This window comes from Luteitalea sp. (genome assembly GCF_044337415.1).
Taxonomy (GTDB): Bacteria; Acidobacteriota; Vicinamibacteria; order Vicinamibacterales; family Vicinamibacteraceae; genus Luteitalea.
The window spans coordinates 43618-51699 of the sequence record NZ_JBIINP010000019.1 but is presented as its reverse complement, the minus strand read 5'-3'; the positions used below and the strand labels follow the sequence as shown (position 1 = coordinate 51699).

Below are 8082 nucleotides of genomic sequence, written 5' to 3'. Positions count from 1 at the left end.
CGCCGAACCCACCGTGCTCTTCCTCGACGACGTGAACGAGCGGCCGTACCGCCTCGACCGCCTGATCTGGCAGCTTCGCGCGTCTGGCGCGCTCGCGCACGTGGCTGGCATCGTGGTGAACGAGTTGCCGGGATGCGACGAGCCTGGCGGGGCCGTGACGGCGCTCGACGCGGTGCGCGAGGCGTTCACGGGATTCGAGGGGCCCATCGTCGCCGGGGTGCGCAGCGGGCACACCAGCGGCGCGATGCTGAGCCTGCCGTTCGGCGTCCAGGCGACGCTGACGGCTGGCGACGACGTGTCGCTGACGATCGACGAGCCCGCGGTGTCGTGACGAGGAACTGACGTGCACATCCACCTGATTGGCGTGGCGGGCACCGCGATGGCGACGCTGGCGGCGATGCTGCAGCAGCGCGGGCATCGCGTGACCGGGTCGGACGCGGGGGTGTACCCGCCGATGAGCGACTTCCTGCGGGCCGAGGCGATCGAGGTGTACGAGGGGTACGCCGCCGAGCACGTCGATCCCGCGGCGGATCTCGTGGTGGTCGGCAACGCGATTTCTCGCGGCAACCCGGAGCTCGAAGTCGTGCTGGCGCGGCGCCAGCGGTACTGCTCGCTGCCCGAGCGCATCCGCGACGAGTTCCTCTGGCAGCGCGACCCCATCGTCGTCAGCGGCACGCACGGCAAGACGACCACCACGAGTCTCGTGGCGTGGGTGCTGACGCATGCGGGGCTCGACCCGTCGCTGCTCGTTGGCGGCATCGCCGGCAACTTCGACGCGAGCTACCGGCTGGGGCAGGGGCGCGACTTCGTCATCGAGGGCGACGAGTACGACAGCGCTTTCTTCGACAAGACCGCCAAGTTCCTCAAGTACGTCCCCCACACCGTCATCGTCAACAACGTCGAGTTCGACCACGCCGACATCTACGCGGACCTGCCGGCGATCGTCACGGCGTTCACGCGCCTGCTGCGGCTGGTGCCGGCCAACGGCCACGTCCTGATCGGCGTGGACGATCCCGTCGCGGCGTCGCTGCGCGCGGCGGCCTTCGGCGCCGTGTCGACCTTCGGCCTGTCGCCGGACGCCGACTGGCAGGCCCGCTGGTTGCGGCCTTCGGCGGAGGCCACGACGTTCGAGGTCGTGCGCCGTGGGGAGGTGCTCGGCGACGCCATCGTGCCGATGACGGGGGAGCACAACGTGCGCAACGCGCTCGCGGCCCTCGCCGTCGCTGATTCGCGCGGTGTGCCGTTCGCCGTGGCGGCAGAGGGGCTCGCGAGGTTCGCCGGCGTGAAGCGGCGCATGGAACTGCGGGGCACCGCGCGCGGCGTGTCGGTGTACGACGACTTCGCGCACCATCCCACGGCGATTGCCGAGACGCTGCGCGGCGTGCGCCGGGCGCATCCGAGCGCGCGGGTGTGGGCGATCTTCGAGCCGCGGTCGGCGTCGAGCTGCCGGCGTGTCTTCCAGGAGGCCTTCGCCGGGGCGTTCGGTGATGCCGACGAAGTGATCCTCGCATCCGTCTACCGCACGAACCTGCCGGAAGGCGAGCGGCTCTCGGTACCGCAGCTGGTGAGCGACCTCGAGGCGCGCGGCCAGCGTGCCCGGCACATCGACGGCACCGACGCCATCATCGCCACCGTCGCGCGCGAGGCCCGCGAAGGTGACCTCGTGGTGGCGATGTCCAATGGCGGTTTCGACGACATCCACGCGCGCCTGCTCGAGGCGTTGCGTGCCGGGGCTGCCGGGTGAGCACCGGCTGGCGCCTGGCGTTCGTGGGCGACAGCGCGCTCGCCGTGCGTGCGCTCGACGATGCCGCCGTCGACGCCAACGCACGCGTGCACGCGCTGGCAGCCGCCGTGCGCGCGGCGGCCATCGATGGCGTGCGCGACGTGGTGCCGGGCATGCGCGACCTCGTCGTGCACGTGGATCCGCGGCGCTGCGACATCGCGGCGGTCGAGCGCGCACTCACGAGCGCCGAGGCGCCGATGGCCGCGCCCGTTGACGCGGCTCCGGTGGTGACCATCCCGGTGCACTTCGGTGGAGCAGACGGGCCTGACCTGCAGGACGTCGCGTTCGCATGCGGCCTCACGGCCGACGACGTGGTGGCGCGGTTCACCGCGAGCCCGTGCGTCGTGCACTTCGTCGGCTTCCAGCCGGGCTTTCCGTACCTCGGCCCGCTCGACCCGGCGCTCCGCCTGCCACGCCGCACCACGCCGCGCCCACGCGTGCCCGCAGGGTCGGTGGCCATCGCTGGCGAGTACGCCGGTGTCTACCCATCGGCAAGCCCGGGCGGATGGCACCTCATCGGGCGGACCGATGTCGCCATGTTCGATGTGTCGCGCGCGCAACCGGCCTTGCTCGCTCCCGGCATGCGCGTGCAGTTCGTGGACGTCGATGGCTGAGGCACTCTGCGTCGTTCGTGCGGGCCTGCACACGACGATGCAGGATGAGGGGCGTTGGGGACTGCAGCACCTCGGCGTGCCCGTGGGCGGCGCGCTCGATCTGCCTGCCCTGCATCGGGCCAACGCGATTGTCGGCAACGCCCCTGCTGAGGCAGCGCTCGAGATCACGCTCGTGGGCGGGGCGTATCGTGCAGAGGGTGACCTGCGCGTGGCGGTGACGGGCGCGGCATTCGCGATCGACGTGGACGGGCATGCGGTGGCGATGGACACGCGTCTGGACCTGCCGCACGGCAGTGTCCTGACCTTCGGCGAGCGCCGACATGGGGCTCGCGCGTACCTGTCCGTGCGGGGCGGGTTCGACGTACCGGAGGTGCTGGGCAGCCGCAGCGCGTGGCCGCTGTTGCCGCGACGCGGTGCGCTGCCCGACGGCGCGTACCTGCCCGTCGCAACTCGTGTCGCGGCCGAGGCCCTGCCGGGCCCGTTGCCCTCGCCCATGCCGTCTGCCACGTTGCGTGTGCTGCCTGGACCCGATGTGGCGCAAGCGCCTGAGGCCTTCGACGCGTTGTGTGCGGGCACCTACCGGGTGAGTGCCTCGGCCACGCGCATGGCCTGTCCGCTCGACGGTCCGCCTGTCGCGATCGTGATGCCGCAGCGCCCGTCGTGGGGCACCGTGACCGGCGCCGTGCAGGTGATGCCATCCGGCGCGCCGATGCTGCTGCTGGCCGAGCGCCAGACGACCGGCGGCTACCCCGTCGTCGCCGTGGTCATCACGGCCGACCTCCATCACGCCGCACAACGTGCCCCCGGCGACGAGGTGCGTTTCGCGCCGACCACGCGCGCCGAGGCGATGCGGGCGCTGCTGGCCATGGAATCAGGGAGGCGGACATGACGCGAGTGCAACGCGATGAGCTGGTGGCCGCCCTGCGTGTCGCCCTACCGGAGGCGAGCGTGGACGTGGAGGTCCCGCTCGCCCGGTTCACGACGATGCGCGTCGGGGGACCAGCCGACGTGCTGGTGTCGGTGAGCACGGCGGCCGACGTGGTGGCCGCGGCGGCGATCGCACGACGCCACGGGGCTCCGCTCACCGTGCTTGGCGGCGGATCCAACGTGCTGGCGGCCGACCGCGGCGCGCGAGGGCTGGTGCTGCGCGTGCACGGCGGTGAGGTAGGGGCCGAGGACGACCACAGCGTCCGCGCCGATGCTGGCGTGACGATCAACGGACTGGTGCGCTGGCTGGTCGGGCGCGGGTTGGCAGGCCTCGAGGCCTGGGCGGGCACACCCGGGACGGTGGGCGGCGCCATCTGCGGCAACGCGCACTTCCAGGGGCGGCTGATCAGCGAGCACGTGCGCGAGGTTCGCCTGCTGCAACCCTCGGGGACGGTGGTCGACGTGCCGGCCACCGACATGGCGTTCGGCTACGACCGCAGCCGCCTGCAGCACTCGGGAGAGATCGCGCTGTCGGTCGTGTTCGACGTGGTTCCGGGCGGCGCGCCGGACCACCTGCGGCGCGTGGCGCGCGACTCGCTCGCCTTCAGGAAGCGGACGCAGCCCCTGCACCAGGCCAGCGCGGGCTGCATCTTCCAGAACCCGGCCCCGGACGCCCCGGTGCCGGACGGCGTGCCGCGATCGGCAGGCGCGCTGATCGACCGGGCAGGCCTGAAGGGGGCGCAGGCCGGCGGCGCGCAGGTGTCGCCGCTCCACGCCAACTTCATCGTCGCCACGCCAGGGGCGACGGCCGACGACATCCGCGGCCTCGTGGATCGGTGCCGCGCCGCCGTGGAAGCCGGCACCGGCGTCAGGCTCGAGGAAGAAATCGTCTATCTCGGCGAGTGGGTCGACACATCGGAAAGGCATCGCTGACATGTCCGTGCTGCGCATAGAGGGAGGACGACGGCTCGAGGGCATCGTCACGGTCGAGGGCAACAAGAACGCGGCGCTGCCGCTCATCGTCGCGTCCCTGCTGACGACCGAGCCCGTCACCCTGCACAACGTGCCGCGCATCGGCGATGTCGAGGTGCTGCTCGACCTGCTGGAGGGATTGGGCAGCACTGTCGAGGGGCGTGGCACCGGCACACTCGTGCTGCGGGGCCCGGAGCGGCCGGGCACCGCCCCGGATCCGCGCCTGGTCGGGCGCGTCCGCGCGTCGGTGCTCCTGCTGGGCCCCCTGCTGGCGCGGTGCGGCATCGTGCAGTTGGCGCCCCCCGGTGGAGACTTCCCCTCGCGTCGCACGATCGCCACCCACGAGCAGGCGCTCGCCGCGCTGGGCGCCCGTCGGACGGACGGGGCATCACATGCCTTCGAGGCGCCCGACGGCCTGGCTGGCGCCTCGTTCTACATGGACGAGGCGTCGGTGACCGCCACCGAACTCGCGTTGCTGGCGGCCGTGACGGCCACCGGCACGAGCGACATCCGTCATGCCGCGACGGAGCCGCACGTGATCGAGTTGTGCCAGTTGCTCAACGCGATGGGGGCGCAGATCGAGGGCGCCGGCACGTCACGACTGCGCATCCACGGGGTGTCTCGGCTGCATGGCGCCGTCCACACCCTGCGCGGCGACTACATCGAGGCCGGAACCTGGGCGGTCGTCGGGGCGGTCACCGGCGGGAGCCTCGATGTGCGGGGCGCAGAGGCCGACGACATGGAGCCCATCGTGTCGGTGCTCAGGCGGATGCAGGTCCCGTGCACGGTGGACGGCGGTCGTGTGCAGGTGCTGCCGGGGCAGTGCGTCGGCATGGGGCGCCTGGTGACCGGGCTCTGGCCCGCGTTCCCGAGCGACATGGTGAGCCTGTTCACGGTGCTGGCCACGCAGGCCGAGGGGCGCACGCTGATTCACGACTGGATGTACGAGCTACGGCTGTTCGCGCTCGAGCAGCTGAGCGGCATGCGCGCCGACATCTTCCTCTGCGATTCGCACCGCATGGTGGTCACCGGCCCGACGCCATTGCGGGGACGGCAACTCGACACGCGCGACCTGCGATCCGGGATGGCGCTGATCGCCGCCGGCCTCGCGGCCGAAGGGGAGAGCGTGGTTGGTCCCCTCGAAACCGTCGAGCGGGGCTACGCGCACGTCGTCGAGCGGCTCGCCGCCCTCGGCGCGCAGGTCGAGCGTTCTAACGCTTGACGCTTAACGACTGCCGATTGCCGGCTGCCGACTGCCGTCGAGCGTCACTTCGGTGGCGTCGGCGGGATGGGCGTCGGACGCGGTGCGGGCAGCGGACGCTGCTCCGGGATCGACGGCAGCTGCGGGAACTGGGTGCCCGGGCCGTCGGCGTCCGGCTGCGACTGTGGCTGCCGCAGGGGCAGCGGCGTGACCGTTGGCGTGACGTCGAAGGCACCGGTGGACGGACCGCCGCTTCGCCCCGCGAGGAAGGGGCGGAGGTCGTCTTCGTCGAGGTCGAGCACGCGGATGATGCGCGGCGTGAGCATCACGATCACGTCGGTCTGCTGCGTCTCGCGCTCGTTGCTGGAGAAGATGCGGCCGAGCACCGGGACGTCGCTCAGGCCGGGCAGGCCCTTCAGCACCGTGCGCTCGTTGTCGCGGATGAGGCCGGCCAGCAGGTTCGTCTCGCCGTCGCGCAGGCGGATCGTCGTGGTGATCGAGCGCGTGGCGAAGGTGGGCAGGCCGGAGTAGCCCGTGCCCGACAGGGCGCTGACCTCGATCTTCACGCCGAGCGTCACGTCGTCGTTGTGATGGGTGCGGGGCGTGATGTCGATGTTGACGCCCACGTTGCGGTACGTGAACGAGGTGATGGGCTGCTGGTTCACGCCGCCCTGCGCGATCGGCGCGAACGTGACCTGCGGCACGGGCACCTCCTCGCCGAACTTGGCCTGGGCTGGCAGGCCGTCCGACGTGCGCAGCTGCGGGTTGGCGAGCGTCCGCGTGTCGCTGTCCTGCTTGAGCAGACGGTAGTAGAGCCCCGGCAGGTTGGTGAAGAACACGTCGCCCTTGCCCAGGTTGGTCAGCTGCTCCAGCGTGAGGCCGCCCTCCTGGTTGATGTCGACCTGCCCGGCGATGCCGACATCCGAGCCCGGCGAGAGGATCTGGATGCCGTACTGCTTGAAGCGCGTGCGATCGACTTCGAGCAGCTCGACGTCGATGACGACCTCGGCACGGGCCTTGTCGATCGCGGCGATCAGCCGCGAGGCCGCCTCGATCCGCTCGGGCGTGTCCTTGATCGAGATGGCGTTGGTCGCCGTGATGGGCGACAGGCGGCGCGCGTCGACGACGATGCGCAGGAGATCGAGCGTTTCCTTCAGGTCGGCGTTGCTGAGGTAGAAGGTGCGGATGACCTCCTCCTCGTACTCGCGCCGCTTGGCGGCGGTGTCGGGCACCACGGTGACCGTGCGCGGGGCCGTGGTGCGCCAGAACGAGCCCGTCGCCCGCCCGATCGCATCGAGGGCGGTGGGCAGGTCGGTGCCGCGCAGGTCGATCGAGAGCGGCACGCTCCGGAACTGCGGGTCGAACACCACGCTGATGCCGGCAAAGCGCGCCAGCGAGGTCAGCACGTCGCGGCTCCCTGCCTCGCGGAAGACCAGCGACTCGGGGAGCGTCACCTCGGGCAGGTCGCGGCCCTGCGGCGGCAGGGCGCGCGCGCGGCTGATCAGCGACTCGAGTTGCGTCGTGCCTTCCTTGCGCACGGCCATCTTCGTCCGCAGCGCCGTGCGGGTCTCGCGGACCGCGCCTTCCGCGTCGGCGTTGGCGGGATTGAGCTCGAGCGCGAGCTGGAACTCGACGAGCGCTTCCTCGTACTTGCCGGCGCCCGACAGCCGGCGTCCTCGTGCGTAGTGCTCGGCCGAGCCCCGCAGCTTGGCCCGCTTGAGCGCGATGGCCACTTCCTTGTCGTCGGGATCGGCAACGGCGGCCTGCGTGTAGGCAACGATCGCCTGATCGAAATCCTCGCGCAGTTCGGCCTGCTGCCCGAGCTTGTAGGGCTTGGGCGTGCTGGCGCACGCGGCCGTCAAGGCAAGGAGGGCCAGCGCCACCAGGCGCCCCCGGCCCGTGCGGCGCGGCTGCCCGTCAGTCCTGCGTGATGACATCGACGCCCTTCGGCATGGAGAAGCTGAACCGGCTCTCGGCCACGCCGACATTCTCGCGCAGATTCGTGAAGGTGAACGTGGACGTCCCGCCCTGGCCATCCACGACGACCAGCTGGCGCATGACGAGGGTCGTCGCATCGACCACCAGCGTGAGGGTCTCGTACTCGGGTTCCTTGCGGACCGGCCGCAGCCGCAGGGCCCGCGTACCGGCCGCGGGCGCCTGGACGTCCTCGACCGTGAAGTCCCGCAGGAGGTCGCCGCGGCCAGCCAGGAACAGGATCGGCGTCGGCACCCGCCCGTCGTCGGGCATCGGGCTGACCCGCACCTGCTTGTCGGCCGGCACGTAGAAGTACATCCGCGTGCCGTCGGCGACGAACAGCTTCTTCTCCGGGGTCTCGTAGTCCCAGCGCATCCGGCCCGGCTTGCGGATGGCCACGGTGCCCTTCTCGACGGTGCGCCGCTTGAGCGCACCGCCCACATAGGCCTGCTCGAAGCTGGCGGTGAAGTCCTTGACCTGCTGGTAGTGCGCCTGCACGGCACGTGCGAGGCCGTCCGCGGTGCCCTGCGCCCGCGTCGGGGCCGCCACCAGCGACGCGACGAGGCAGAGGCACGCCAGCAGGACGGAGCGTCGGGTGGGCATCGGGGGCA

7 protein-coding genes and 1 pseudogene are annotated in these 8082 nt (G+C 71.6%); 6 read left to right on the top strand and 2 right to left on the bottom strand.

Features of this window, described 5'->3' with window-relative positions:
* The 6 genes and pseudogenes from ACIRDX_RS05700 to murA form a co-directional block, all read left to right on the top strand.
* Window positions 1-331: pseudogene (locus ACIRDX_RS05700) on the top strand (LD-carboxypeptidase); the annotation flags it as partial.
* Between the two features lie 12 nt (window positions 332-343).
* Entirely contained in the window at window positions 344-1744 is a 1401-nt protein-coding gene (gene mpl, locus ACIRDX_RS05695; RefSeq protein WP_396624438.1) for a UDP-N-acetylmuramate:L-alanyl-gamma-D-glutamyl-meso-diaminopimelate ligase, read from the top strand.
* Complete coding sequence (gene pxpB / locus ACIRDX_RS05690) at window positions 1741-2397, top strand: 5-oxoprolinase subunit PxpB (RefSeq protein WP_396624437.1); 657 nt, start codon at window positions 1741-1743, stop codon at window positions 2395-2397. The genes mpl and pxpB overlap by 4 nt, the downstream gene beginning before the upstream one ends.
* Window positions 2390-3286 carry a biotin-dependent carboxyltransferase family protein gene (locus ACIRDX_RS05685; protein ID WP_396624436.1) on the top strand — a complete coding sequence of 299 codons (897 nt, stop codon included), beginning with the start codon at window positions 2390-2392 and terminating at the stop codon, window positions 3284-3286. The genes pxpB and ACIRDX_RS05685 overlap by 8 nt, the downstream gene beginning before the upstream one ends.
* Window positions 3283-4257: a UDP-N-acetylmuramate dehydrogenase gene (murB, locus tag ACIRDX_RS05680; protein WP_396624435.1), complete on the top strand. Its 975-nt coding sequence runs from the start codon at window positions 3283-3285 to the stop codon at window positions 4255-4257. Before ACIRDX_RS05685 ends, murB begins: the two co-directional genes overlap by 4 nt.
* Before the next feature lies 1 nt (window position 4258).
* The gene (gene murA, locus ACIRDX_RS05675) at window positions 4259-5518 is read left to right on the top strand and encodes a UDP-N-acetylglucosamine 1-carboxyvinyltransferase (protein ID WP_396624434.1); all 1260 of its coding nucleotides are present in this window, start codon (window positions 4259-4261) and stop codon (window positions 5516-5518) included.
* Window positions 5519-5562: 44 nt separating this feature from the next.
* Here murA and ACIRDX_RS05670 read toward each other — a convergent pair whose 3' ends face one another.
* Both ACIRDX_RS05670 and lolA read right to left on the bottom strand, forming a co-directional pair.
* Window positions 5563-7434, bottom strand: a complete 1872-nt coding sequence (locus ACIRDX_RS05670) for a secretin N-terminal domain-containing protein (RefSeq protein WP_396624433.1) — start codon at window positions 7432-7434, stop codon at window positions 5563-5565.
* The gene (gene lolA / locus ACIRDX_RS05665) at window positions 7415-8074 is read right to left on the bottom strand and encodes an outer membrane lipoprotein chaperone LolA (RefSeq protein WP_396624432.1); all 660 of its coding nucleotides are present in this window, start codon (window positions 8072-8074) and stop codon (window positions 7415-7417) included. The genes ACIRDX_RS05670 and lolA overlap by 20 nt, the downstream gene beginning before the upstream one ends.
* Between the last annotated feature and the right edge of the window lie 8 nt (window positions 8075-8082).